Raw genomic sequence first — 650 nt, 5'->3', positions numbered from 1 at the left:
GCTCTTTAACAATTTATCAGACAATCTGTGTGGGCACTCACAAGACGATATCAGCCACCTCGGTGGCAAAAAATATCAAGTCTTAAAGAGTGACCAAGCAGTAATTCATTTAGTTGAATTATTACGAAAGTTAATTTTTGAGCACCGCTTCACGAGTTGAAGCAAATCGAACTTTTAATTGAAGAGTTTGATCATGGCTCAGATTGAACGCTGGCGGCAGGCCTAACACATGCAAGTCGAGCGGCAGCGGGAAGTAGCTTGCTACTTTGCCGGCGAGCGGCGGACGGGTGAGTAATGTCTGGGAAACTGCCTGATGGAGGGGGATAACTACTGGAAACGGTAGCTAATACCGCATGACCTCGCAAGAGCAAAGTGGGGGACCTTCGGGCCTCACGCCATCGGATGTGCCCAGATGGGATTAGCTAGTAGGTGAGGTAATGGCTCACCTAGGCGACGATCCCTAGCTGGTCTGAGAGGATGACCAGCCACACTGGAACTGAGACACGGTCCAGACTCCTACGGGAGGCAGCAGTGGGGAATATTGCACAATGGGCGCAAGCCTGATGCAGCCATGCCGCGTGTGTGAAGAAGGCCTTCGGGTTGTAAAGCACTTTCAGCGAGGAGGAAGGGTTCAGTGTTAATAGCACTGT

The 650-nt window shown here is 50.8% G+C and carries 1 rRNA gene; it reads left to right on the top strand.

What is annotated here, in order from left to right:
- Window positions 1-175: 175 nt before the first annotated feature.
- Window positions 176-650 (top strand): 16S ribosomal RNA (locus SBO83_RS21390); the annotation flags it as partial.

It is taken from the genome of Ewingella allii (genome assembly GCF_044430645.1).
Lineage (GTDB): Bacteria > Pseudomonadota > Gammaproteobacteria > Enterobacterales > Enterobacteriaceae > Ewingella > Ewingella allii.
The sequence above is the reverse complement of the archived record's forward strand: the minus strand, read 5'-3'. Positions and strand labels throughout refer to the sequence as shown.